The sequence below is a fragment of the Methylobacterium sp. J-043 genome (assembly GCF_022829505.1).
Classification (GTDB): Bacteria; Pseudomonadota; Alphaproteobacteria; order Rhizobiales; family Beijerinckiaceae; genus Methylobacterium; species Methylobacterium extorquens_A.
Window position 1 is genome coordinate 1 of the sequence record NZ_JAKSYB010000053.1, and the last position, 22,213, is coordinate 22,213.

General features: G+C 63.6%; 17 protein-coding genes and 6 pseudogenes. 13 read left to right on the forward strand and 10 right to left on the reverse strand.

All coding sequences use genetic code 11. The features are described 5' to 3' along the window. Positions 1 to 142: 142 nt before the first annotated feature. A pseudogene (locus tag MKK50_RS14280) lies at positions 143 to 849 on the reverse strand (IS3 family transposase); the annotation flags it as partial. Positions 850 to 924: 75 nt separating this feature from the next. On the opposite strand from MKK50_RS14280, the pseudogene MKK50_RS14285 reads away from it, so the two are divergent. Next, positions 925 to 1,968 (forward strand): annotated as a pseudogene (locus MKK50_RS14285) (IS110 family RNA-guided transposase). Positions 1,969 to 2,235: 267 nt separating this feature from the next. Here MKK50_RS14285 and MKK50_RS14290 read toward each other — a convergent pair. Then, positions 2,236 to 2,514 (reverse strand): annotated as a pseudogene (locus MKK50_RS14290) (transposase); the annotation flags it as partial. 173 nt (positions 2,515 to 2,687) lie between these two features. On the opposite strand from MKK50_RS14290, the gene MKK50_RS14295 reads away from it, so the two are divergent. Together MKK50_RS14295 and MKK50_RS14300 are read left to right on the forward strand one after the other, a co-directional pair. Then, positions 2,688 to 4,067, forward strand: coding sequence for a hypothetical protein (locus MKK50_RS14295; RefSeq protein ID WP_499023201.1), 1,380 nt, complete (start codon positions 2,688 to 2,690; stop codon positions 4,065 to 4,067). Positions 4,068 to 4,106: 39 nt separating this feature from the next. Then, on the forward strand, positions 4,107 to 6,014 hold the full coding sequence (locus MKK50_RS14300; RefSeq protein ID WP_499023202.1) for a TIGR02594 family protein: 1,908 nt from the start codon (positions 4,107 to 4,109) through the stop codon (positions 6,012 to 6,014). Positions 6,015 to 6,771: 757 nt separating this feature from the next. Here MKK50_RS14300 and MKK50_RS14305 read toward each other — a convergent pair. Then, positions 6,772 to 8,064, reverse strand: a complete 1,293-nt coding sequence (locus MKK50_RS14305) for an alpha/beta fold hydrolase (protein ID WP_499023203.1) — start codon at positions 8,062 to 8,064, stop codon at positions 6,772 to 6,774. 143 nt (positions 8,065 to 8,207) lie between these two features. On the opposite strand from MKK50_RS14305, the pseudogene MKK50_RS14310 reads away from it, so the two are divergent. Next, a pseudogene (locus tag MKK50_RS14310) lies at positions 8,208 to 8,447 on the forward strand (transposase); the annotation flags it as partial. Between the two features lie 374 nt (positions 8,448 to 8,821). Here MKK50_RS14310 and MKK50_RS14315 read toward each other — a convergent pair. Then, positions 8,822 to 9,298, reverse strand: a complete 477-nt coding sequence (locus tag MKK50_RS14315; protein WP_499023204.1) for a hypothetical protein — start codon at positions 9,296 to 9,298, stop codon at positions 8,822 to 8,824. 304 nt (positions 9,299 to 9,602) lie between these two features. Then, a pseudogene (locus tag MKK50_RS14320) lies at positions 9,603 to 9,752 on the reverse strand (transposase family protein); the annotation flags it as partial. 97 nt (positions 9,753 to 9,849) lie between these two features. On the opposite strand from MKK50_RS14320, the gene MKK50_RS14325 reads away from it, so the two are divergent. Continuing rightward, the gene (locus tag MKK50_RS14325; protein WP_499023206.1) at positions 9,850 to 10,530 is read left to right on the forward strand and encodes a DJ-1/PfpI family protein; all 681 of its coding nucleotides are present in this window, start codon (positions 9,850 to 9,852) and stop codon (positions 10,528 to 10,530) included. A gap of 342 nt (positions 10,531 to 10,872) precedes the next feature. Here MKK50_RS14325 and MKK50_RS14330 read toward each other — a convergent pair whose 3' ends face one another. After that, positions 10,873 to 11,178, reverse strand: a complete 306-nt coding sequence (locus MKK50_RS14330) for a site-specific integrase (protein ID WP_499023207.1) — start codon at positions 11,176 to 11,178, stop codon at positions 10,873 to 10,875. Positions 11,179 to 11,253: 75 nt separating this feature from the next. On the opposite strand from MKK50_RS14330, the pseudogene MKK50_RS14335 reads away from it, so the two are divergent. Beyond that, a pseudogene (locus MKK50_RS14335) lies at positions 11,254 to 11,403 on the forward strand (SDR family oxidoreductase); the annotation flags it as partial. A 275-nt stretch (positions 11,404 to 11,678) separates the two neighbouring features. Beyond that, positions 11,679 to 12,962, forward strand: coding sequence for a methyl-accepting chemotaxis protein (locus MKK50_RS14340; protein WP_499023209.1), 1,284 nt, complete (start codon positions 11,679 to 11,681; stop codon positions 12,960 to 12,962). A 320-nt stretch (positions 12,963 to 13,282) separates the two neighbouring features. Here MKK50_RS14340 and MKK50_RS14345 read toward each other — a convergent pair whose 3' ends face one another. The 3 genes from MKK50_RS14345 to MKK50_RS14355 all read right to left on the reverse strand — a co-directional run bounded on the left by MKK50_RS14345 (position 13,283) and on the right by MKK50_RS14355 (position 16,751). Further along, entirely contained in the window at positions 13,283 to 15,001 is a 1,719-nt protein-coding gene (locus MKK50_RS14345; RefSeq protein WP_499023211.1) for a bifunctional protein-serine/threonine kinase/phosphatase, read from the reverse strand. Positions 15,002 to 15,067: 66 nt separating this feature from the next. Next, entirely contained in the window at positions 15,068 to 15,904 is an 837-nt protein-coding gene (locus tag MKK50_RS14350) for a formate/nitrite transporter family protein (RefSeq protein ID WP_253369299.1), read from the reverse strand. Positions 15,905 to 16,373: 469 nt separating this feature from the next. Further along, entirely contained in the window at positions 16,374 to 16,751 is a 378-nt protein-coding gene (locus MKK50_RS14355) for a hypothetical protein (protein ID WP_499023355.1), read from the reverse strand. Between MKK50_RS14355 and MKK50_RS14360 the strand changes: the two genes are divergently transcribed. Continuing rightward, positions 16,641 to 17,837 carry a DUF2252 domain-containing protein gene (locus MKK50_RS14360; protein WP_499023213.1) on the forward strand — a complete coding sequence of 399 codons (1,197 nt, stop codon included), beginning with the start codon at positions 16,641 to 16,643 and terminating at the stop codon, positions 17,835 to 17,837. The genes MKK50_RS14355 and MKK50_RS14360 overlap by 111 nt on opposite strands. Positions 17,838 to 18,121: 284 nt before the next feature. On the opposite strand, the gene MKK50_RS14365 is transcribed toward MKK50_RS14360, so the two are convergent. Further along, positions 18,122 to 18,550, reverse strand: coding sequence for a DUF3597 domain-containing protein (locus MKK50_RS14365; protein WP_253369295.1), 429 nt, complete (start codon positions 18,548 to 18,550; stop codon positions 18,122 to 18,124). 224 nt (positions 18,551 to 18,774) lie between these two features. Here MKK50_RS14365 and MKK50_RS14370 point away from each other — a divergent pair, with 224 nt between their 5' ends. From MKK50_RS14370 to MKK50_RS14390, 5 genes are all read left to right on the forward strand, one after another. Then, positions 18,775 to 19,800, forward strand: a complete 1,026-nt coding sequence (locus MKK50_RS14370; protein ID WP_499023215.1) for an ABC transporter substrate-binding protein — start codon at positions 18,775 to 18,777, stop codon at positions 19,798 to 19,800. 19 nt (positions 19,801 to 19,819) lie between these two features. Then, complete coding sequence (locus MKK50_RS14375) at positions 19,820 to 20,572, forward strand: ABC transporter permease (protein WP_253369292.1); 753 nt, start codon at positions 19,820 to 19,822, stop codon at positions 20,570 to 20,572. Next, entirely contained in the window at positions 20,569 to 21,330 is a 762-nt protein-coding gene (locus MKK50_RS14380; protein WP_499023217.1) for an ABC transporter ATP-binding protein, read from the forward strand. The genes MKK50_RS14375 and MKK50_RS14380 overlap by 4 nt, the downstream gene beginning before the upstream one ends. Before the next feature lie 87 nt (positions 21,331 to 21,417). Next, positions 21,418 to 21,852: a tellurite resistance TerB family protein gene (locus tag MKK50_RS14385; protein ID WP_253369289.1), complete on the forward strand. Its 435-nt coding sequence runs from the start codon at positions 21,418 to 21,420 to the stop codon at positions 21,850 to 21,852. A gap of 88 nt (positions 21,853 to 21,940) precedes the next feature. Continuing rightward, positions 21,941 to 22,132, forward strand: a complete 192-nt coding sequence (locus MKK50_RS14390) for a hypothetical protein (protein ID WP_056114714.1) — start codon at positions 21,941 to 21,943, stop codon at positions 22,130 to 22,132. Positions 22,133 to 22,213: the final 81 nt, after the last annotated feature.

Consider the following 22,213-nt stretch of genomic DNA (forward strand, 5'->3'; position numbering starts at 1 on the left):
TCGGCTATCAGTCGCCTGCGCCCGAGGTCGTCATCTGGCCAACCGAACCGAGCGGCTCAGGGCCGCTCGCTCACCCCGCCATCGTCACGCGACCGACGATGCACTAACTTCGAACCTGGGCCACCGAATGGGGGCAGGCCAAGATCTCCTGCCTCAGGCACTCATCGCGCACCTTACCGTTGAAGCTCTCACAGTACCCGTTCTCCCACGGCGAGCCCGGGGTGATGTATTGGATTTGTGAGCCGGTTTTGGCGACCCATTTGCGCAGTGCCTTCGAGATCATCTCAGGGCCGTTGTCGCAGCGGATGTGCTCCGGGATGCCGTGCAAGCACATCGCGTCGGCCAACGCCTCGATCACGCCAAGGCTGTTGATGCGCCGCGCCACCTTCAGCGCGAGGCAGGCCTGGCTGTGCTCGTCGATCAGCGTCAGGATGCGCAGGCTCCGCCCATCGTGCGTCTGGGCCTGCACGAAGTCGAAGCTCCAGACGTGGTTACGGTGAAGCGGACGCAGCCGCACGCACGAGCCGTCGTTCAGCCAGAGGCGGCTGCGGGGTCTCTGTCGGCTGGGGACCTTCAGCCCCTCGCGACGCCAGATACGCTGAACCCGGTCCTTGCCCACCTGCCAGCCCGCTGCCCGCAGCAGCGCGGTGACGCCGCGGTAGCCATAGCGCCCGTACCGGACGCCAGAGCAACGATGGCGCGGGTCAGCGCATCCTCGTCGGCCGGCACGGTGGGCACGTAGCGTTGCGTGCCGCGGTGCTGACCGACGATCCGGCAGGCGTGACGCTCTGAGAGACCATACTTCTCCCGGATCCCGTCCACTGCCTGCCGGCGTCGCTCGGGGGCTAGATGGGGTATTCGGGGTGCCCGGCGCGGTGGCAGCGGCGGCATGATGGCGCTTCGATCCAACCTCGGAGTACCACCATGGACCAGCAGCACCACGTCGGCCTCGATGTCTCCGTGAAGGAGACGGCGATCTGCGTCGTCGATCTCCATGGCAAGGTCGTTCACCGCGCCACCGCCGAGAGTCACCCCGAGGTGATCGGCCGGCATCTGATCGATCGCGGCCATGCCTACGCGCGGGTCGGCCTCGAGGCGGGACCGCTGTCGCCATGGCTCTACGCCGGCCTGGTCGAGGTCGGGCTGCCGGCGGTCTGCGTCGAGACCCGTCACATGCACGCCGCCCTCTCGGCGCGCATCAATAAGACCGACCGCAACGACGCCCTGGGCATCGCGCAGATGATGCGGGTCGGGTTGTTCAAACCTGTCCACGTCAAGACGCCGGCCAGCCAGCAGCGCCGCCTGCTCCTGACCTCGCGCAAGCTCCTGCAGCGCAAGGCCTACGACATCGAGAGCGACCTGCGCGGCCAGCTGCGCAACTTCGGCCTCAAGGTCGGCGTCGTCGGAGCGGTGGGCTTCGAGCAGCGCGTTCGCGACCTCGTGCTCGACCTACCCTTCGTCGCTGCCGTGGTCCTACCGCTGCTGGAGGCGCGCTCGGCGCCGCGGACCCAGCTGGCCAAGCTGCACAGGATGCTGCTGGAGCAGGTCCGCACCGACCCAGTCTGCCGGCGGCTGATGACCGCGCCCGGGGTCGGGCCGGTCGTGGCGCTGACCTACCGCACCTGCGTCGACAACCCGGCGCGGTTGGGGCGCTCGCAGTGCGTCGGGGCGCATTACGGCCTGATGCCGCGGCTCTACCAGTCCGGCGAGACGATGCGGGTTGGGCGGATCTCGAAGTGCGGGGACCGGATGATGCGCGCCGCGCTCTACGAGGCCGCGCTCGTGCTGCTGACCGGCACGCGCGGCCGGTGGTCCAGCCTGAAGGTGTAGGGGCTGGCCGTCGCCAAGCGCCGGGGCATGCAGAATGCCCTCGTGGCCGTTGCCCGCAAGCTGGCGATCATGTTGCATCGCATGTGGCGCAACGGGACGGACTTCCGCTGGTCGGCCGCGGCCACGACAGCGGCCTGAGGCCCACCGACGCCACCACTTAACATCGAGCTCCTCCGGCGTGGAGGAGGTCCCTGCGGGAACGACGGGAGCGGGTGAGACCGAGGAAACTCGAGCGCCGGTTTTGCCGAGCGCGCGGCTTGAGAATAGCTCCGCCCACTCCCTCTGATCCCATCATGAGGCGGCACGCGCCGACCTCGGAGAAAAGCAAGAACTCTGCAGGACCGTTCACGCGCTGGATAGGGATGCGCACACAGGGAATTTGACCGAGGAACCCCAAATACGGAACAAGTTTCCCAAGGCGACGTCCGCCAGCACCTGCTTCTCCAGGGACAGGTCAGCCACAAGCCGGCGCAACCAAGCGTTCTCGCGCTCAAGATCCTTCATCTTCCTGGCTTGGTCGACCTGCAGGCTGCCTTACTCCTTGCGCCAGCGGTAATAGTTCTGCTCGGAGATCTCCGCCTCCTTGCACGTCAGCGCCAAACTCTTGCCCTCGGCCGTCTGCACCTCGATCTGGCGCAGCTTCAGCACGACCTGCCCTGTGCTCGACTTCTGTCCTCGCCGCATGTCCGACTCCTTCGGTCCTCGCTGATCCTCTCAATCAGCCCGGTCCAAAGCCAGCCGGTCAGGTCAATTCAAAGCGCAGCAAAACTCCTAACTTAGATCAAAAGTTCTTCCTGCAGCCTGGTTAAACAAACTAACGGGCCCGCTCTCGTCGGAATCAGCTCTCCGCGGCAGATTTGCAACAACCCGGCCAATTCGAAAAAATTTTGGCTCGCTACCCGAACGACCGAATTGTTAAATGCGCGAATGAATGCTTCCATAAACAAAAAAATACAGATTCTCTTGCGGCAATGGTCGGAGGCAGTATGCTCGTAGGGGCACGGCTTGCTATATGCGGTTGCCTGATGCTGCATCTTGCAGCGTGCAGTCGCACGGATAGTACCTTCCTCCGTGAGGGAATCGGCAGCGACCTGTATTCAGCTGGCCTCCCTGAAGCGACTCATTATGAGGGCCTGTACGTTAGCTACATCTGCCAGCAGGCTGATCTGGGTGCTGGTGGAGTCTGTACTCTGTCTGATTCGGCGGCGTGGACAACTTTTTTCCAGGCCGGAATGAATGACATCGACCGCCGATGTGACTCCTATCTTGCATGGCTGGACGACCGCCGTCGTTCGGCAGAACCCGTTTTGCAGCAAATCGCGGACACTGGTGCAGCTACTCTAGGCATAATGCGGTTGTCAGGCATCGGCGCGAATCCAATTACGATCGCGGGCCTTGCATTCGGGTTCGCTGCTAAGACGTTTACGAACTTTAACTCCCGACTTCTGACGGAACTCAATCATTCAACCGTCCAGACTGTAGTGTTAAGCCGACAAACAGAATTCCGGATCAGCATGAGGGGCAGAAGTATAAGAAGCCGGCCCGATGCAGTTCACGCACTGAGGCAGTACTTGCGTATTTGTATGCCGTTTACAATAGAAACTGAGATAAATACCGCCATTACTGCATTCGAGCGGGGCGGACCGGCTGCTCTTGCGCGGAGAAACCCTCTAGTATCTACAGCGGCCTTGGGCACGCCAGCAGCGCCGTTCCGGGCAGCAAGTTCGCTGCCCAGAACAGCGGGGCCAAGGGTGCGTCCTCCGGGGGCAAACACTTCAGCTGAACGTGCGCACGAAACCGAGGACCTCGTTCGGATTCAACAGCTGATCTGCGTGCATCCGAGTGGCGCTTTCGATCAACAGACCCGCCAGGGAATAAGAATTCTGCAAGAGGCGCTTGGATCTAAGAATCCATCGGGCGAAATCAGCCGACGAGATCTGCGAGTCATCCTACAGCAAAATAAAATCCCGGAACTGAAAGAATCGTGCAGGTTACCACATCAAAATTTCTACGAGCGCACTGTGTTTCGCACCTCTCAGGATATCTTAATGTTTCAAAAGGAGCTAAATCGGTGGTCTGCTGGAGGCGCCGCTCCAGAAAGCGGCGAGCTGAATAAAGCAACCCGCGCGAAGATCGCTGCTGTCCGCAAGGTCATGCCCGGACTGACGGACCCGCCAGGTCTCGAACTGCAAGTCACGCCTGCATTCCGGCTTGGCGTCCTCACTCCGCCCCGCTAGTTTCGCTATAAACCAATCAACTAATGCGGCGAGGCCAAGATGCTGAAAATGAGATCGGCCGGTCCGTTGTGGGATCGGCAAGCGACACCACCAGTCCGTGTTAAGTTCATCGGTTTCAACATTCCTCTTGAGGAACTGCGCCGATTTTCGGACCCGGACGGCGACTGGATCCGCGTGAAAGCTCACTTTCCGCTTGCTCCAGCGCCAATAGAAGGAGATGTGCTCGCTTCCGACGTCGTGTCAGATAAAGCCGAAAGGAAGGATTTCAATATTTGGTCATTCCTGAAATACTGCACTTTAGTTGCTCGAATTATAAATGAGGGCGCTGGCGGGGCGCTTGAGCTAGGGATTAATAGAGATTACCTCATCGCGCTCGCCTTGGTGGTCAACCGTGTAACTGCCGTTCCGCAGGGCGGTCAGCCTTGGGACCGATCGTTTAATCCCTTCAAGATCAATGAAATTGAATGGTCGACTTTTTTAGCACAGGGCAACAACAAGGATGAATTTTTTCCGGGAGATCGGCTTGACCCGCTGGCTCAGGCGGATGCTGAAGCATTCTCTACCATCCAGAATACCAAAATTATCAGCGATGCGCTCACCGAGCAGGGAAAAGGGAGCGGACCGTATATCCCGAATAGCATAGACCTCTTCATTGTACGCCTTATCGGGCCACAGGCAGGCGTCAACGCTCTCAAGCACGTAGGCGGCGCAACAGCTATCGATGCCGTGATCGCCGGAGCCGGCGGAGATATCGACGCACTTAAAGCGAGATATCCGGAGTTCTTGAACGTTTCTGGCGTCAGCACGGTATCCGCTCTACTCACGCTAATAGAGGAGAGATTCGACGCAGCGTTGAAGCTCGCTGCAATACTTTTGCATGATTATACTCCTGAAGATCTTCCGCTAGTTCCCGTTGTAGGTGAGGCGCCTTGGTTCACCGCCGCCAAGGCAGAGGAAGGCGTCGATGAAATCAACGATGCAGCACGTGTAATGCAATATTTTCAGTCGACTACATTTCATGCTACTTCAGCGAAGGATCCCTGGTGCGCGGCATTCGTGACTTTTTGCATGAAAAACTGTGGCAACTCGATAGTCGCGGCCAGTGTTATTGCCCGAAACAACGCTCAAGCCGCTGCTTGGAAAACTTGGGGGCGGCCGTTGTCGATTGGGTCAGAAGCTCTCCCTCCCGGTGCGGTCGTCGTGCTTTCGCCGGTCGAGGGTAGCGACCGCTCCGGACACGTATCGTTCTTCGCGAGGCGGAACGGAAAGCAAGTCGTCCTTTTTGGGGGGAACCAAAACAACTGCGTACAGGAGAGTAGTTATCCGGCAAGCAGGATCGCAGCGGTGCGCTGGATAGACTGGAGCGGCGTCACGGAAGCTGCCGAGAAGGAAGTGCAAGGGGGCACTCTTATAGGTGGCACCCACATTGATGACCTCGGCAATGGCTTCCCTCCTCTGAGTGGTGCAGATTGGAAGAAGTACTGTCACACGCTTGGCGTTCGTGAGTCAAACAACAGGTATGAGGTTGTAAACAAGCTTGGGTTTTGTGGGCGATGGCAGTTCGGGGCACTTGCCCTAATTGACACTGGGTATGTCAAACCAGGTCGAACGAAAAACTCAAGTTTACTCAGCTCAACCTCATGGACCGGGAAAAACGGCGTTAACAGTCGAGACGATTGGCTTTCCAACTGGGCCGCTCAAAATGAGGCTATGCATGCATACACAAAAATGCACTACAAGCATCTCCTCAAATTAGGTGGTCTGAAAGCAGGATCATCGCTTCCCCGCATCGTTGGGCTTCTCGCGGCTGCGCACCTGATGGGAGTAGGAGGAGCCATGAAACTTGTCAGGGGAACGTCAACGAGTGACGCCTTCGGCACCAAGACTGGCGATTACTATGCGTACCTCTCTAATGAATTCGGCGGATCGCAGACGCTTCAAGCCTGACGATTGGTTCTGCTTTTGGCTAGAAGGTCACCGCGACGGCCCGCACGACTGCATTCTGGTTAAAGAGTACGGTTGCTGCGAGGTTTGCTAGGCTCCTCTGCGGCCCTGGCTTGGCTCCAATGAAGGCATGTGAGATCCTAAGAGGCGTAGCCTACGAGGTGGCAGCGAGAGGGGCGAACCGAACGCTTGGATGGCCGTGGTGTAGAAGCGGACGCTAGTGGCGGCGGGCGGAGCTTAGAGCAAAAACTAGGCCTCGCCGAACCAGGCGCGGCAAGTCTTGGGAAGAGCGACGGAGAGTCATCTAGTGACGAAACTCGTTGTCCAAGATTAGTCCGAAGCTGCACCGTTCGCTTATAGAGGACTTCGCTCCACTTGAGGTGCCCTCACCGCCCTTCAGGTATCTCGCGCGCGAATGTCGTGATTGGCTCGATGGTGATCTTGGAGCGGGTGTGAAGACACCGCCCCCTCTACATCCATGACGACGTGCGTATAAATGCCTCTTAGCTTGAGCATGGTTGCCGGCATCCGCGGGACGCCGTCCACTACGGCGCTTCCTGTCGCGCCGTCGCGATCATAAGATCTCCGTCCTGCCGCAACAGCAGTCGAATCGAAACAATCCCATCGATGGACTCTGTCACGGCTGTGACATAGACATTCCTATCCTGATATCTTTCCTCAAGGGACAAGTAGGGGCCGGCTGCATGCCGTTCGGAACGCGTGCGCGCGAACGGTGTCTGACCGCCCTCGCGATTCCAGCTCAGATGTCGGGCCAGTGCGTATCGGGCAGCTTCCGCCTTACCCGGTCGTCGCAGAGCTGGCGCAGGAAATTGAGGAAGATAGGCCGGAAGATCCCGTTGTGCCCGTCGATGACCTCGCGCGAGGCCCTGACCACCCAGAAGGGGTTATCTGGATGGCCGGCGACGTGCCGCAGACTGGCCCCCGAGGTGTAGTCGCGACGCCAGCCAATCGGCAGCGCCCCGTTCGTGCGGCAGCTCTTGTTGAACGCGTCGAATGCAGCGTCCTCCTCGGCGGTCGAGGGCCGCCATCCCCTTTCGATGGCCTTCAAGAGCTTCGCGTTCGTTCCGGTCGGCGCCGTCAGCTCGTGCGTAGTCAACCAGGGGAGGTGCCCGACCGTCCTGAGGTTTGCCTCTCTCTGCGCGTCCGGAGGCAATTTGGGATATAGCACTTGCTGCGCATCCGGAGGCACCTCTGGGTATACTTCCCGCCTGATGGCCTCGAATCGCGAACCGCACCACCGGCCGAGTGGGAAGGCAATGCGGGTCGCCTCGTCGTTCTCGGCCGTGACCGCCATGAAGCAGACGCGCTGGCCAGCCGGGAAATCGCCACGCGAGCGGATGGCGGTTGCTAATGGCTGAAAGCGCGTCGCCTCGAAGGCCGGGTTTACAAGGATGACGAGGTCGCCGAAAGGGCGGACCACCTTCTTCTTGGGCCGGACGACGCTATCGATGAGGAACTCTGCGACGGCCGAGAACAGAATGAGGCCCCCGAACGAGTGGCCGGCCAGCACGAGGCGGGTGCCGTCTCCAGACTCGACGGCATCCTCGGTGAGAGGCTTGTTATAGTCGCGCTGGTGGCGCCTGAGCGACGCTAGCACCTCGCGCACCGAGCCGACCGCCACGCGGAACGCGGCGTCTTTGCGCGTCCAGAAAGTGCCGTAACTCGCGATTCCGCGCAGGCTCAGGCCGCGCCATGCTAAATAGACGCCGAACACGCGTCGGTCCGGCTTCGCATAACCTTCTATATCGACTGCATCTTGTAGCAATTCGCGAAACGCCTTGAGGTTTTCATCAGTCTCGGCTGCATTGTGACGCCAGCCATGAATGAATGCGATGATGGTTAATTTTTTTTCTCTGCTCTTCTCTAGATATTTTGCTAGTTCATTCTGCGCGTTTGACTTTTGGTACCATCCTTGATCATCGAACTCGATTACAGCGAGATCGTAATCATCTCTCGTGTCTATAGTTGGGCCCTTCCACTGCGAAGCGTTGGGTTCCCAGCCGACATTAACGAGCTCCGAGATAATGGACACGGTGCAGACTCCGATCAGAACGTTGGGCTCAGAAATACAACCTGACCAATAGCTTCTCGGTTGTCGATAGTGTCGGCGAAGTGAATTCGTCCGGCCTGACCGTTTGCACTTCAGTATGGCTTTCGAGCCAGGAGAACGGATCGATGTCGAGGAAGCGACCCAAGCCTGAGGAGATTGTCGCGAAGCTGCGCCAAGCCGACGTGCTGATCGGTCAAGGTACGAGCGTGGCGGAGGCAATTCGGGCGATCGGTGTGAGCGAGGTTATCTACTACCGCTGGCGCCGTGAGTTCGGCGGGCTGAAGACCGATCAGGTTCGGCGCATGAAGGACCTAGAGACGGAGAACCAGCGGCTCAGGAGGGCGATTGCAGGCCTGACGCTCGATGTGTATCGCGCGCGTTGGACTGACGCTCGATCTGTAAGTCCTGCCCAGGAGGCCCGCAGCCGACTAGGACCCTCTCTGCGCAGGGTTCACAGGTCCGCTGCGCGCCAATGTGGGCTTGATGCGGCGCGTTGAACCGACAGCCCAGAAGGTCACACACGCGAGAGGTATCCCTACGCGGGGCATATTAGAGTTTCCCCCGTTGTGGTGCCGGGGGTCTCCCTCCAGCCGGACGCGTGACCCGGGTGGGTGGCCTGTCGTTCCGTCTCATGAGGACGGCAGGAGGCTGAGCGCCAAGCCAGCCAGCACAGCCGTGCCCAACGTCGCCAGCTTGATGTCAGGCAGGGCGGTGGCTTCCGGCCCTTGGGCTACAGTGCCTAAGCGGTTAGTAGAACAACAATGCCGAAGAGCGCGGAGAAGACCGCAAAGGTTAGGCACCCAGCGGCTACGAGCAAAATGCAGGCAGACATCCGGATCTGAGTGTTCCGATATTGCTCATCTGCAGTGACTGTGGCTCTTATGCTGTTGGCTGTACCTTCGTCCCACTCATGCTCTTTGAGAAGGACTAAGTGTTTGATGGCGCGTAGGTGGTGATAGATGCCACCGGACGCCACATAACGGTGGGCGAGTGCAAGGGCGGTGGCAAGAGCGAGAAATACCAACCCGAAAACTATGGCTCCGACGAACGGCTTCGGCGCCGACGCCAATTGGAGCTTCCCGTCTTTCAGGAACCAGCTCACGGCCAGACCTGCACCTGCAAAGCCAGCAAGGGAGAGGCGCACAATCTCGGCCGAGAAACTGAGATATCTATCGAGAAGGTCAAGGTCACCTTTATAGAGCGTATCATCAAGCACGATAAGCACTCCCGACAACCCTGGCGCAGGCTTCGGCACAGGCATAGGCGCGATCCTCAGCAGTGCTGGTGATGCATCTTGAGCAATTATCGGTGGCGCCTCAAGAGCCAATTCTTCAAGCGAATGGCAAAGGCGAATGGTGCCGCTGTCGGGCTAACTCTCATGGGCTTGCGCCGTGTTGCACTTTCAAGCCGCCTGACCGCCATTCCCGAGGAACATCTCTCAGTCGCCTGCACGGGCCCTGAGGTGGTGGACCTCGTAAGAGAAGTCGTCCGCCAGAGTCTTCCCCGCCGCCTCCAGCTCTGCGGAGTACCATTCCGATGGACCGAAACCGGCGGCCGCTGATCGTGACGACGACGCGTCGGCCCGCAACTGGCAGATCCGACAGGGTGCGGGTGTATTGGCTGTGCACCCGAGATGAGACGCCCTCACACCTCAGACACCGCTCCGGTGCGTTCAGGAGGACGATCTCATGAGCCAAGCGGGCATCTGCGAACGCCTGGCGAACATCTCCCTGTGGCCACGGCGGATCAAAGGTCGTCCATCCCGGTGTGATCGGCCCACAAGGGCTGTTGGCGGGACTTGCGCCGGACACCCTCCACCTCGTTGCTCAGGCGGTCGGACCCGTCTCGAGCGACACCGGCCTTAGCCTGATTGCCACGGCGAGCTTCGCCGACTGTCCCACCGATCTGGATGTGCTCTTCGTGCCGGGCGGCGATGGCACAGCCGCGCAAATGCGCGACGCCGCCACCCTGGCCTTTCTGCGGGATCGGGCCAACCGGGCGCGCTGGGTGACAAGTGTCTGTACCGGATCGCTCATCCTCGGAGCAGCTGGGCTCTTGAGAGGCTATCGCGCGACTTCGCACTGGTGTGTACGTGACACGGTCCTCCCGCTCCTCGGGGCAATCCCAGTCGATGATCGAGTCGTCTTCGACGGCAACCGGGTGACCGCCGCCGGCGTCTCGGCAGGGCTCGATTTCGCCCTGGCGCTCGCAGCCCGCCTGCGTAGTGAGGACTACGCGCGGACGGCGCAACTCGTAGCCGAATATGCGCCCAAGCCACCGTTCGAGGCAGGCAGTCCGACCGCGGCAGGGCCGACCATTACCATTACCCGGAGGGCGCAAGCCATCCTCGACACTCTTGCGACTGAAACACGAAAAGCCGCTGCCACGACTCCATCACCAGGATTAGGGCTCGATGATATGCCTTCGCCTGCTTCCCGTGAGGACTGATCGGTGCCGTTTACCGCACTTAGCCGTTGCATCTTGAGATAGGCGTCCGTGGATGACCTGCTGTTCTAGAGAGAGAAGAATTATGCCTCGACGGTGGCACAGGACGGTGGTACAAACTAAGCCGAAGCGCGCAGTCTAAGTTTTTGTTTTTGCTCATGTTTGCGAGGAAAGTGGGCAATCCTTTCCTGGGCACCATTTGATCTCCACGTTGTTGAGATCCCTGGTCTTCTAAGTTTTGATCCCGTACCTTGTCGAAGGGTGCGGGATTTTTCCTGCCTGACGGGCGAGCTTCGCCCGGTTGGCAGTGCGCGTGTAGATCGCGCTTTCCCGGCTTCCATCGGCTCATCCAAACAGCGCGTTGAGCTGCGCTTCCGTGGTTCCGTCCTCGGCCGCGCGGCGAGCTCCGGCCTTGCGAAGACCATGCGCTGATCCGGGGCAGCCGGCTGTACGGCAGACCTTGCCGAACCACGTGCCGAACGATTCCTTGGTGAAGGGCCTGTCGCGCTCAGTTGCGATGAAGGTCAATTCACCCGTCGGCGCCGCAGCGATCGATGCAGCCAGCGCCGGCAGGATCGGCGCGGCCACCACACCATGCCCGTCTTCTCCGTCCGGACTTAAGGTTGCCACCACGGACGTGCGGGCGCCCAAGGCGCACGGCATCGCCGCAGCGCAGGCCGGTGTAGAGCAAGAGGTCGAAGGCGAGGCGCTGATGGGTTCCGAGGGGACGCGGCGCTGGCCTCCCTCGTCCGTCACAACCCCCAGGGCCGCCTCGTCCCGCCCAACGAGGTCGCCTGTGCGGTGGCTTGGCTCTGCAGTCACTCGGCCGCCGCCATGACAGGTCAGACCATTGCGGTGGCGGGCGGAGAGCTTTGATCCGTCCTCGCGGGGGATCTGCACGCGGTGGGAGTGGACCCCATTTGCCGGGCTTGAATCGCTATGGGTTTCCCGGAAGGCTATTCGGCTCGGATCGGGCGGCCAAGGCTTGTACCTCGGCCTGAGCGAAGTAGCGCGCTTCGACCTCGGTGGGACCAAGCATTCAGTAAGCGAGAACGCATAAATGACAGATACAAGCACGTCACCGTGCAATTATTTGTTAATTCTATCTGTCTTATTAAGAAATTTATCGGCACATTAAGGATGTGGCATCCATGAAATTTGGCGGCAGAAAAGTTAAGAAATCTTCAAGCGATCTGCTTGGATACGACTTCGCTTCGTCCGCCATGAAGGCTCTTCCGATGCCTGTTTTCATGGTCGATCTCGAAAAGGATCAGAATAACATCTTCTTTGCGAACGATGCTTTCGTGAAAGCGATGGGGGTTACATCCGCCGATGCGCTCATCGGTCGGCATGTTTCCTCGCTCTTCCACCTGGAGCAGCCGAACGGGCGCAAGAAGATGGACGTCGTCACGGAAGTCGTGGCCGGGCTGCAGGCAAAAGGATGGCATAAAGCGGCGGTGGAATTCATCAGGGAAGACGGAATTTCCTTCGGCGTCGACATCCATGTCTTCGTGATCGTCCACGAAGGAACCGCCTACAGCATTGCCCAGGCGGATGACATCGGCCAAGTTCTCGCCGCAGCCGAGCGGCGCCGGGAGCTGTCAGCCCTCGCCGACAACTTCCAGAGCAACGTCGGAAAGATCGCCCAGGATATCGCCACGTCGACGGAACTCCTCAGCGACGGAGCCGCGATCATGGCGCACTCGATCGAATCGACATCGAGCCTGTCGGCCACGGCGGCCGGTTCGGCGATCGAAGTGCGGGACAATGTCATGGTGGTGGCCTCCGCCACGGAGGAACTCGGTGCGTCGATCGTGGAAATCGCCCGACAGGTCGAGGGCTCCACGTCCATGACGAGCGCGGCGGTTCTGGAAGCGGCACAAACCGTCGCGCTCGTCGACGAGCTCAAGGCCGCCACCCTCCGCATCGGCGACATGGTGAGTATGATCTCGACGATCGCCAGCCAGACCAACCTCCTGGCCCTGAACGCGACGATCGAGGCTGCCCGCGCGGGCGAGGCCGGACGCGGCTTCGCGGTGGTCGCCTCGGAGGTGAAGGCCCTGGCGAGCCAGACGGCCAGAGCTACCGAGAACATCACCACGCAGATCGGCAGCATCCAGGCCGTGACCGGTGACACCGTGGCGGCGATCCAGAACATTTCGAGGCGGATTCAGGCCATCGCGGATGTGGCGACTTCCATAGCCGCCGCCGTCGAGCAGCAGGGCGCGGCGACCAACGACATCGCCGGGAACATTTCCAAGGCGGCGTCGAACACGAGCAGCGTCAGTGCGAACATCAGTAGCGTAGCGACCGGGGCGGTCCAGAGCGAAACGACCGTGTCGCAAGTCATTGGATCGGTATCCGAATTGTCCAAGCGGTCCGCGAAGCTCACTTCCGAAGTCACTCGATTCCTCGATCTCGTCAGAGCGGCCTGAGGGGCCCCCAGCCCGGCTTTGGCCAATTGTCTCGCTGAGGAACGCGTTGAGTTGGCCTGCTGCCGGTTTGGTGGACACCTTCCTAAGCCCATTGGACTCGATTCTCGAACTCGACAGGGCTGATGTAGCCCAAGATCGAGTGGCGCCGCGCCGGGTTGTGGAAGCGTTCGATGTCATCGAACAATTCCACGCGCGCCTGGCTCGGCGGCACCTACGACCCCGAGTTGAGCCGGGGCAGTGTCCCGGGTCTCTTCATTCGAGGCCCTGCCCTGGACCCGTGAAAGAACTTGTCCTCTCGAAACCTGACTCCACGTTCGCGTTCAGGTGCGCGACCACGTCGCCAGCAGGGCGAGGAGCGCGAGCGCGAGCCCCAGCGAGACGAGCTTCCAGAACAGGACCGGATTGCGCTCCAGCAAAGCCGACCGGCGCATTCCGGCGAGCGAAGGGTTGGGGTGGCGCAGGTCGTAGGTGAAGGCCGAGAGCGCCTCGTAGCGCAGCGCCGGGTTCGGGTGGACGGCCTTGCGCAGGGCGCCGTCGACCCAGACCGGTAGGCCCGGCCGTACGGCCGAGAGCGGGACGTAGCGCAGGCGCCGCGCCCGCGCCTCGGTCGATGCCCGCGCGGCCGCCGCGCCGTAGGGCAACTGGCCGGTTAGCATCTGGTAGGCGATGATCCCGAGGGAGAACACGTCCGCCGCTTGCGTGCCGGGATGGCCGGCGAGGTATTCGGGCGCGCTGTACTGCTGGGTGCCGAGCACCGGTTCCTCGGGGGCGAGCTCGGCCACGCCCGCCACGCGCGTCGCGCCGAAATCGATGATCCGCGCGGTGCCGGCGGCATCGATCAGGACGTTCTGAGGCCGCAGATCCTGGTGCACCATCTCGCGCCGGTGGAAGGCCTGCAGGCCCCGCGCGATCTGCTCGACGAGACCGCGCACGGTCTCCAGGTCCGGCGCGGGATTGTCGCGCATCCACTGTGCCAGCGTGCGCCCCTCGACATACTCCATCGCCGTGTAGAGGTAGCTGCGCCGCCGCGCCTGCGGCTGGGCCTTCAGCACGTGGGGGTTGTCGATGCGCCGGGCGATCCACTCTTCCATGACGAGCCGGCGCAGCTGCGCGGGGTCGTCGCGCGCGTCCGTCGAGGGCAGCTTGAGGGCGACGGGCTCGCCGCTCTCGGAATCCCGTGCGAGGTAGACGTGGCTGCGGTGGCTCGCGTGGAGCGTGCGCACCACCCGGTAGCCGTCGAAGTCGGTCGGCGGATCGAGCAGGGGCGCGGGCGCCAGATCCGCGACGCGGCCCGTAAGATCGGCCGGTCCGTCCTCAGGTGCTGCCTCGATGCGCACGATCTGTGCGGTGAGATTGTCGGCACTGCCGGCTTCGTAGGCATGTCTGACGATTTTCTGGGCAGCAATGTCGAGATCGGCAGCATGCCGTGCGATCAGGCCGGCGATCGTCTCTGGATCGACATGCTCGTGCACGCCGTCGGTCGTCAGGAGGAAGACGTCGCCGGGCTCGGTCGGCACACTGGCATGGTCGATCTCCACGCGTGCGCCCGCGCCCAGCGCCCGGCCGAGATACGATTCCTCCGCCGACAGGACGAGGCGGTGATCCTCGGTCAATTGCTCCAAGGAGCGGCCCGCGACCCGGCAGATCCGCCCGTCACCGACATGGAAGAGGTGGGCGGTGCGGCCCTTGAGGATGAGAGCGCTGAAGGTGGTGACGTAGCCGCGGTCGGGCTCATGCCGGCTGCGCCGCGTCTCGGCGTGGAGCCAGGAATTGGCCGCCGCGATCACGCGCTGCGCCGCGCTCTTCACCGACCAAGTGTCGGGAGTGTCGTAGTAGTCGGTGAGGAAGCTCTTGACCGCGGTCTCGCTGGCGACGTGGCTGACCGCGCTGCTGCCGATCCCGTCCGCGATGGCGATGGCCGCGCCCTTGAGCCCCAGAGCCGGCTGCCCGGGGACCAGCGCCCCATGAAAATCCTGGTTGGAGGGTTTGCGGCCCGCCTCGCTGTGCTGGCCGAGCGTGAGCTTCAGGTCGTTCGTCATGGGGACGGCCGCGTGCGAGGGGACCCGTGCCCTTGCGGCGCGGGTCCCCGTCGGGTCAAGCGCGGATCAGGCGGCGAGGCGGCGCGCCTCGCCCTGGACGGCGCGCTTCGGCGCGGTGCGGACGTGGGTGGTGTAGAGGGTGAGCCCCGTGAAGGCGAGGCCGCCGACGAGGTTGCCCAGCACGGTCGGGATCTCGTTCCAGAAGAAGTAATCCCCGATCGAGAAGTTGCCACCCATCATCAGGCCGAACGGGAACAGGAACATGTTCACGACCGAATGCTCGAAGGTCATGTAGAAGAACACCATGATGGGCATCCACATGGCGATGACCTTGCCGCTCACCGTGGTCGAGATCATCGCGCCGACGACGCCGGTCGAGACCATCCAGTTGCACAGCATGCCGCGAATGAAGATCGTGAACCAGCCGCCGACGCCGTGAGCCGCATAGCCGAGGGTGCGGCGCTCGCCGACATGGGCGATGAACTCGCCGACCTTGTCGGCCGGCGCGGTGAACCCGAAGGTGAACACGAAGGCCATCATGAAGGCCACGGTGAGCGCGCCCAGGAAGTTGCCGAGGAAGACGAGGCCCCAGTTGCGCAGCACCCCGCCCCAGGTCACGCCCGGACGTCCGTCGAGGAGCGCCAGCGGGGCGAGCACGAAGACGCCGGTCAGAAGATCGAAGCCCAGCAGGTAGAGCATGCAGAAGCCGACCGGGAACAGGGCGGCGCCGAGGATCGGGATTCCGGTCTGCTGGGTGATGGTGACGGCGAAGACCGCGGCAAGCGCCAGGATCGCGCCCGCCATGTAGGCGCGAATCACGGTGTCGCGGGTCGCCATGAAGATCTTGGATTCTCCGGCATCGACCATCTTGGTCACGAATTCGGAGGGCGCGAGGTAAGCCATACCGGTTTCCTTGTGGCGGCCGGAAGATGCTGGGGTTCGACGAGTGACCCTGCCCGGATCTCCGGGCGCCTCCGGTCCGACGTGTTGTCTGACCCGCCGGCGCGAGCCTTGCCCGCGCCGGTCGGTCGCGCCTCCGCAAGATCCGCGCCCGTTGGAGCGGCACGCCCGCGCCGCGCGGCGCCCCTTGCCGACACCACGGTTCGGGCGGCGACCCGCCGACGGCCGCGTTTTCCGCCGCTCGATATCGGGCATCCTGAAGCTCACCCGTCCGCCAGCAATCCCCGACGGATGGGCACACGCGCGCGATTGCCCGGCCGAGGGCTGCTGAAGTTTTCGAGGCGGATGCAGGAGGAGTCGGTCCGTTCGGTCGTGTTGCGGGGCGACGGCTTGAAGCCGTAAGCGGAGTGACCGCGGCTCATCGCGGACGTATCTGACGACGGAACGCGCGATGGATCACGACGTCACGGCATCAGGATCGGGCGAGCAGGCCGCGATCATCGAGGCTGCTGAAGAGGTCGTTCTGGAGCCGCTGGCCGACTTCCCGCACATCGACCTGCGCACCGGAGTCGAGCCGTGGGACAAGCGTCGAGCCGCGGGCAAGACGCTGCGACGCGACCTTCCCCACGCCGATCATGCCATCCTGAGCGCCGACGCGGATCGACCCGACCCGGTCTCGCTCATCGAAGGGGCGCATGCCGGCCGGCAGGAACACCTCATCCCGCTGCGGGTCGCCCGCATGGCCTCCTCGCCGTTCGCCTTCTTGCGCGGGGCGGCGCAGGTCATGGCCTGGGATCTGGCTCAGGGACCGCGCGGTGCGATCGATGTCGTGATGAACGGTGACGCCCACATCTCGAATTTCGGCCTGTTCGGTTCGCCGCAGGGCGAGGTCGTGCTCGATCTCAACGATTTCGATGAGGTCACGGTCGGACCGTGGGAATGGGATCTGAAACGGCTGTGCGCGAGTATCGAGGTCGCGGCGCGGGACGCCGCCGTGCCCGTGGCCGAACGGCGTCAAGCGGTGCAAAGCGCCGCCGCGGGCTACCAGCACACCATGGACGATCTCGCTCCGCGTGGATCGCTGGACGTCTGGCAGCAGGCCGCGCGCGCCGATGATCTCGATTTCATCGGCATCGAGATCGATGCCCAGTCGCAGGCTGTGGTGCACCGAGCCGTCGAGAAGGCCAGACGCAAGAACAACAAGAGCCTGCTCGATCGGGTCGGCGAGCGGCGCACGGATGGTGGCTGGCGCTTCCGCGAGGAGCCGCCGATCCTCACCCGCGTCGATGAGGCGACACGCCAGAGCATCACGGCCGGCCTGGAACGCTACGCCGAGACGCTGCCGCGCGAGCGCCGGTTCATGCTGAGCCGCTACCACGTCGTCGATGTCGCGCACCGGGTGGTCGGCGTCGGCAGCGTCGGCACGCGGGCCTATGTCGCCTTGCTGTGCGGAAATTCGGATCAAGATGCGCTGTTCCTCCAAGTCAAGGAGGCGGTGCGACCGGCGAGCGCACCGTATCTTCGCGGCATGCCCGAGCCCTACGCCAGCCACGAGGGCGAGCGCGTGATCTACGGACAACGCCTGCTGCAAGCCGTGGGGGACCCGCTGCTCGGCTGGACGAGCATTGATGGCCGCCCGTTCTATGTGCGTCAGATGAAGAATATGAAGGGCGATATCCCGCTCAATCGTATGGCGGGCCGCTCGCTGATGTACTTCTCGCACGCGTACGGGGCGCTGCTGGCGAAGGCGCATGCCCGCACCGGGGATGCTGCGGCGATCGCGGGCTACTTCGGTCACGATGGGCGCGCCGACCTGCGTGAAGCCTTCGCCGATTGGGCGCAAGCCTACGGTGACCGCAATGCAGCGGATTACGCGCTGTTCCGCGCCGCGATAGCCGAGGGTCGCCTTACGGCAGCGGATGATCCGCACCTGTGACGGAGGAGACCGGCCGAAGATACCGATGCTTTGGCCAGACACCGGACCGCAAACCGTCTTTATGTTGCCGCCGCGGCGGGGGGCTCGCGCACCAGATTTCCTGCGCCGCGCCTGTACCTCTTTGCCCTCTCCTTCCCCGCTCTCAGACCAAATCCGCTTGATCCCTTCGGGATGGCGGATTTGGGCTTCGGCGGGTACCCATCGCGCTGGCGCGGTGGGTACCCTCCTCAAGCGCCGCGCGGGCTTGCCGATACGGTCCCCGCTTGGATCAAGCGGAAACCGTATCAGTCCTTGAGGTCGGCCGGGACCTTGCCGCCGTTCTCTTCGAGCTTCTTGATGACCTGCTTGTGCAGCCAGACGTTCATCGAGGCCGAGTCGTTCTTGTCGCCGGTGTAGTGCAGCTCGTCGGCGAGCTGCTGGCGGGCGTGCAGGCTCGAATCGAGGTCGAGCAGCTTCATCAGATCGACGATCGAGCTGCGCCAGTTCAGCTTCTGCGAGTTCTTCGCGGCGAGGTCGTTGAGCACGGCCTCGACATCGACCGGTCCGCCCGACGACGTTCCGCCGCTGGTGGGCGTGGAGGCCGGGGCGCTGCCGCCGCCGGAGGACGGCTGGGCCTGCGTCTCGGAGGGCTTGGCGGACGACTCGCCGGCCTTCGCCTCCGACGAGCCGAACGGATTGAGGATCTTGCTGACGATGCTTCCGAGGAGGCTCATGGCGTTGGGTATCCTGTCGTCTGTCCCACGGCGTGGATGCCGCTTTCGGCTGGGTAAACAGCAGGAAGAACGGCGCCGTTCCGTCGCAGGCCGGCAAAGCTTCTTCGTGCGGCCTGCCGCTTCCCGGTGTCGCCGAGGCTGGGAGCGGCCCCGGACGCGCGATTGGAAGATGGCGTCCTCTGTGCCATGGGGAACGCCGTTCGGCTCGCCTGGAACCCGTATCGATGCGCAATCTGTTCAAGGCCTTCGCCCTGGCCGCGGGGCTTCTCGCCCTTCCCGTAGCCTTCGCCGTGCCACTCGCTGCCCAGACCGTGCCCGTGCGCATCGGCGTCATCCCGGTGATCGGTGCCGCGCCGGTCTTCGTCGCCAACGGCGAGGGATGGCTCAAGGATGCCGGGCTGGCGCCTGCCTTCACGACCTTCGAGTCGGGCCCCAACATGATCCAGGCGCTGGCCTCCGGCACCATCGACGTCTACGTCGCCGGCATCGCGCCGCTCGCGGTCGCCCGGACCAAGGGCATCGACGTGCGGGTCGTGGCCGCCACCGCCATCGAGGAGATGGTGTTCGTGGCAGCGCCCAAGCTCGCGCCCTACTTCGCGTCGGCTCCGAGCAAGGCCGAGGCCTTCAAGCAGTTCAAGGCCAAGGAGGGCCGCCCCGCCCGGCTCGCCACGCAGCCGCCGGGCTCGGTGCCGAACACCACCCTCCAGCACTGGCTCTGGCAGGTGGCGAAGGCCGATAAGACCGATGTCGAGATCGTTTCCATGGGCATCGACGCGACCCAGCAGGCGCTGCTGGCCGGGGCCGTCGACGGCGCTTCGATTCGCGAGCCGGCGCTCACCATCGTCCAGGGCCGCAACCCGAAGATCACGTTGATCGCTACCGGCGGGGAGATGTTCCCCGACCAGCCGGGCACGGTGGTCGCCGTCTACGGCAAGTTCGCCGATGCCAATCCGAAGGCGGTCGAGGGCCTCGTCTCGGCGCTGGTCAAGGCGACCGACCTCTTGAAGACCGATCCGGCGCGCGCCGCCCCCCCGGTCGAGGCGGCGCTCGGCAAGGGCATCACGGATGTGGCCACGATCCGGAAGGCGCTCTCCTCGCCGGCCGCGAAGTTCGTCGCCGACCCGCGCACGATCATCGAGGCGACGAAGACGATGCAGGCCTATCAGGTCTCGATCGGCACTCTCGACCGGGAGGCGCCCATCGACGGCCTGTTCGACGCCAAGCCGTTCGACGCGGTCAAGAAGCCCTGATTTTCTCGATCCCGACGCCATGACCTCGTTCCGCTCGGCCGCCCTGGCAGTCGTCGGGCTTGCCGCCTTCCTCGCCCTGTGGGAGGCCGCACCCCGGCTCGACCTTATCAACCCGGCCTTCCTGCCGCCGCCCTCCTCCATCCCGGCGGCCTTCGCTCGGGAGATCTCCAATGGCGCCTGGCCGACGGCGGTCGTCGAGAGCCTGAGCCACTACATGGTCGGGCTCGGCGCGGGCGCGCTCGCGGGCGTCGCCCTCGGATTGGCCACGGGCATGTTCGCCTGGTTCGACAGCTTGACCGCGGGGATCGTGCGGTTGTTGCGGCCCATTCCCGGTCTCGCTTGGGTGCCCTTCGCCATCATCTGGTTCGGCGTCCAACCCTCGGCGGCTGTGTTCATCATCGCCATCGGCGTGTTCTGGATCGTGTTCTTTGCCACCCAAGGCGCGGTGCGCGGCGTCGACCGTGACCTGATCGAGGTGGCCCAGGCCTTCGGCTTTCGCGGGCCGCTCGCGCGGCTCACCAAGATCCTCCTGCCCGCCGCCACGCCGGGTATCCTCGTCGGCCTGCGTACGGCGCTGGGTCAGGCCTGGATGGCGGTGGTCGCTGCCGAGATCTTCGGGGTGCCCGGCATCGGCGCGCGGATGATGCAGGCCTCCTCGCTCCTCTCCACCGACATCGTCGTGGTCTACATGCTCACCATGGCCGGGCTGTACGGCCTGTTCGATACCGGCTTCGTCGCCTTGCAGGGCTGGTTGCTGCGGTGGCGCGCATGAGTGGCCCCATCATCGATATCCGGGGCTTGAGCCTCGCCTATGAGCGCGACGGACGGCGCACCGAGATCCTGTCGGCCCTCGATCTGGCGGTGCCGCGTGGGCAGTTCCTCGTCATCGTCGGCGAGTCGGGCGTCGGCAAATCGACGCTCCTGCGCGTGCTGATCGATCTGGCTAAACCCAGCGGCGGTACGGTCCATCTCGGTACCGATCCCCAGAATACCCGCACGCCGATGGCGCTGGTGTTCCAGGACGCGCGGCTGCTGCCCTGGCGGCGGGTGATCGACAACGTCGCCTTCGGCCTGGAGCGGCACGGCCTGTCGAAGCCCGCGCGCCGCGAGCGGGCGGCGGCGATGCTCAAGCTCGTCGGGCTGTCCGACCTCGCCGGCCGCTGGCCGCACCAGCTCTCCGGCGGGCAGCGCCAGCGCATCGCCATCGCCCGCGCACTCGCGGTCGAGCCCGAGGTGCTGTTGATGGACGAGCCGTTCTCGGCGCTGGACAGCTTCACCCGCGAGGGCCTTCAGGACGAGATCCAGGGCATCAAGGCGCAGACGGGCAAGACGGTGCTGTTCGTGACCCACGACATCGACGAGGCGGTCTACCTCGCCGACCGGGTCGTGGTGCTGGCCGGCAGCCCCGGCCGGATCGCGGCGGACGTCACCCTCGCCCTCCCCCGGCCGCGCCAGCGCCGGGACGCGGCCCTGATCGAGGCGGCGCGCCACCTGCGGGCGGAACTGTCGCGGCGCTCGGCGGAACTGTGAGGGATCCGTCAAGCTTGCTATCTTGACGGTATGCTGCCTGCGTTGGAACCATCCGGCGGCCGCACAGGGCGCCTCGGGGAGTGCAAGATGGGGTTTTTTCAGGACGCCCTCGTCCGTTTCAACCGGGTGGTGATGTCCTACGCCGGCGATTCCGTTTTCATGCAGGCGGCGGTCTCCGCCGCGGCCAACGTGATCGTCGCCGACGGCGACACCGATGACGAGGAGATCGAGGCGGCCCTCGTCAGCATGCGGGCCAACCCGATCCTTCAGAAATCCTACGACACGCTGACCCTGGAACAGGCGCTGTTCGAAGCGCTCGCCCGCGCGGAGCTGCGTGCCGGGCGCCTGGAGAACAGCCAGCATGCGGCGGCCATCGCCGACCGTCCCCTGGAGCAGCGCCAACACGTGTTCCTGATCGCGGCGGATGTGGCCGACAAGGGCGGGATCACCGAGAGCGAGCATGCGGTGCTCGACGATCTGGCCCGGGCGCTCGACGTGGACAAGGCGGCGCTGCTCGGCTGAGGCGACGCGCTGAATCGCCCTGCTCAAACAACCTCTTCTCTCGGACGGCACCGAGCCTATACTTCACGGCTCGGACAGGAGCGCGGCCATGTACAAGGTAACCGGCACGGACCCCGCCGGCCGCACGCTGGCCTTCGCCTGCGGTACGGATGAGCAGGCGCTGGAGAAGACCTGGGAGCTGGCCGGCCGCGGCTTTCGCGACATCTCCGTCGCCGACCCGAAGGGGCGCGAGATGAGCGCCATCGCCTTCGAGCGCTCACTCGATTTCGACTACGATTGAGCTGGCTCGAAGGCCGGTCTGTCTTCCGCACCGAGCGCTTTGACACGACGAGTTGCCCAACCCCCTCCCTCATCCTGAGGT

Coding starts and splice junctions, on each gene's coding strand:
- MKK50_RS14350 (WP_253369299.1), bottom strand. CDS start 15,904: ATGGCTTACCTCGCGCCCTCCGAATTCGTGACCAAGATGGTCGATGCC.
- MKK50_RS14390 (WP_056114714.1), top strand. CDS start 21,941: ATGTACAAGGTAACCGGCACGGACCCCGCCGGCCGCACGCTGGCCTTC.
- MKK50_RS14365 (WP_253369295.1), bottom strand. CDS start 18,550: ATGAGCCTCCTCGGAAGCATCGTCAGCAAGATCCTCAATCCGTTCGGC.
- MKK50_RS14340 (WP_499023209.1), top strand. CDS start 11,679: ATGAAATTTGGCGGCAGAAAAGTTAAGAAATCTTCAAGCGATCTGCTT.
- MKK50_RS14360 (WP_499023213.1), top strand. CDS start 16,641: ATGGCCTCCTCGCCGTTCGCCTTCTTGCGCGGGGCGGCGCAGGTCATG.
- MKK50_RS14300 (WP_499023202.1), top strand. CDS start 4,107: ATGCTGAAAATGAGATCGGCCGGTCCGTTGTGGGATCGGCAAGCGACA.
- MKK50_RS14370 (WP_499023215.1), top strand. CDS start 18,775: ATGCGCAATCTGTTCAAGGCCTTCGCCCTGGCCGCGGGGCTTCTCGCC.
- MKK50_RS14380 (WP_499023217.1), top strand. CDS start 20,569: ATGAGTGGCCCCATCATCGATATCCGGGGCTTGAGCCTCGCCTATGAG.
- MKK50_RS14385 (WP_253369289.1), top strand. CDS start 21,418: ATGGGGTTTTTTCAGGACGCCCTCGTCCGTTTCAACCGGGTGGTGATG.
- MKK50_RS14375 (WP_253369292.1), top strand. CDS start 19,820: ATGACCTCGTTCCGCTCGGCCGCCCTGGCAGTCGTCGGGCTTGCCGCC.
- MKK50_RS14345 (WP_499023211.1), bottom strand. CDS start 15,001: ATGACGAACGACCTGAAGCTCACGCTCGGCCAGCACAGCGAGGCGGGC.